We start from the raw sequence: 1,683 nt of genomic DNA, 5'->3' as shown, positions 1-1,683 counted from the left end.
GGATCACCTGCTTGAAGACGAAGTCCTGCCCGGAGAGGTCGTCCACCACCGAGACCGCGAAGTTCGCATACTTGAAGTAGCCGAGGAAGCAGACGTTGAAGGCTATGCCGAGCGCGAGCAGGAGTGTGCGCCGGCGGGCCTTACTCGGGTCGCCCGCGAGCCCGAGCAGCACCCGGCCGAGCAGGTAGTTGATGGCGATCGAGGGGGCGATGATCGCCACGTTCACCGGCCGCCACCAGGCGTAGAAGCAGACCGAGGCGAAGATCAGCCAGCCGAGCGCCATCCCTCGCGAACTGCGCCCGAGCGCGAGGAAGACGAGCACCGTGACCGGCAGGAAGACCAGGATGTACTCGTACGAATTGAACAGCATTTACGCCGCCCTGAGCCTCTTGATGGCGTTGACGATGTCGCCGACGGTCTGGAAGGCCTCCACCTCGGCGATCGGGAACTTGATGCCGTACTCGACCTCGACCGCCACGATGAAGCTGACGTAGGCGAAGCTGTCCCAGCGCGGGACTTCCGGCCGTGTCGTCGCGGGGGTGAGGACGATTCCGGGGTCGCCGAGCAGATCCCGCAGGATTCCGGTCAGCGTGCCGAAGATTTCCTCGTCAGTCATGCGGTCGGTCACGCGGCCTCCTTGTGGCGGATGCGGGTGGCGCGGCGGGCGTGCGCCGCGAGGGAGAGCGTGAAGCGCCCCTCGCCTGTCGGCGCGAAGCCGAGCCGCGGGAAGAGGTCGGCGATCACCCCGTTCTTCTCCGTCGGCACGAAGGCCGCGCGGATCTCGGCAACGCCGCGGGCGCGGGCGGTCTCGGCGAGGATGTTGAGCGCCTCCTCCTCGAGCTGGCGGCCGAAGACCCGGCAGCTCATCACCCAGTTGACCAGCTCGAGCGCGCGCCCCTCGCCCTCGGCCCGGGCTGCGCCGGCCGGCTCGAGCAGCATGACGCTGACGATGCCGTTGTCGCCGAACTTGTCGACGAGGCGGAACTGCAGCGTCAGCCCCGCCGGGTCCCCGGCGATCGCCGCCACCTCCGCCTCTGTGCGGCGGATGGTGGTGGTGTTGAACTGGTTGGTCTTGTTGATGAGCTGGGTGACGCGGGCGAGGTTCAGCGCGTTCACCGGGCCGAACTCGACGGTCATGGCGAGCTGCCCGAGGAAGGCCTCCATGTCGCCGGCGGCGGCGGCTAGGCTCTCGCGCTCGAGGTTGGCCGCATACTGCTCGGCCCGGTCCCGGTCCTCGGCGGTGAAGGCCGCCGCCTCGAAGTAGCCGGCCTCGGCCAGGGTGCGCACGTAGAGCGCCGGGTCTGCCGGCAGCTCCGGCACCGCGACCTCCGGCAGGCCAGAGCGCACCTGCTCCCGCTCGACCGGGTTGTCGTCGACGAAGACGAGCGAATCGAGGCCGAGGTTCAGCGCCTTGGCGATCGCGCGCAGGTTCGTCGCCTTGTCGGTCCAGTTGGCGACGAAGGCGGCGAAATCGGCGCGCTTCAGCAGCATCTCGGGATGGTCGAAGGCCGCCTCGGCGATGTGCGGGTCGTTCTTCGAGCAGACCGCGAGCACGATGCCGCGCTCGCTCAGCCGCTTCGCGTAGGCCTGGAGCGCGAGGTGCGCCTCGCCGACGCCGCTGCCCTGGCCGATGACGATGCCGGCGATCCCGTCGTCGCCGATCACCCCGCCCCAGAGGGTATT

At 69.0% G+C, this 1,683-nt stretch carries 2 protein-coding genes and 1 pseudogene; all 3 read right to left on the bottom strand.

What is annotated here, in order from left to right:
- Positions 1–370 (bottom strand): annotated as a pseudogene (locus tag Q0112_RS19420) (hypothetical protein); the annotation flags it as partial.
- The gene (locus tag Q0112_RS19415; RefSeq protein ID WP_297977751.1) at positions 371–628 is read right to left on the bottom strand and encodes an acyl carrier protein; all 258 of its coding nucleotides are present in this window, start codon (positions 626–628) and stop codon (positions 371–373) included.
- Positions 625–1,683, bottom strand: a 1,059-nt coding sequence (locus Q0112_RS19410) for an HAD family hydrolase (RefSeq protein ID WP_297977750.1), incomplete at its 5' end; no start/stop codon positions are given. The genes Q0112_RS19410 and Q0112_RS19415, both read right to left, overlap by 4 nt.

It is taken from the genome of uncultured Amaricoccus sp., from assembly GCF_937858865.1.
Taxonomy (GTDB): domain Bacteria; phylum Pseudomonadota; class Alphaproteobacteria; order Rhodobacterales; family Rhodobacteraceae; genus Amaricoccus.
Note: the sequence above shows the minus strand (reverse complement) of the source record. Positions and strands in the feature narration are given on the sequence as shown.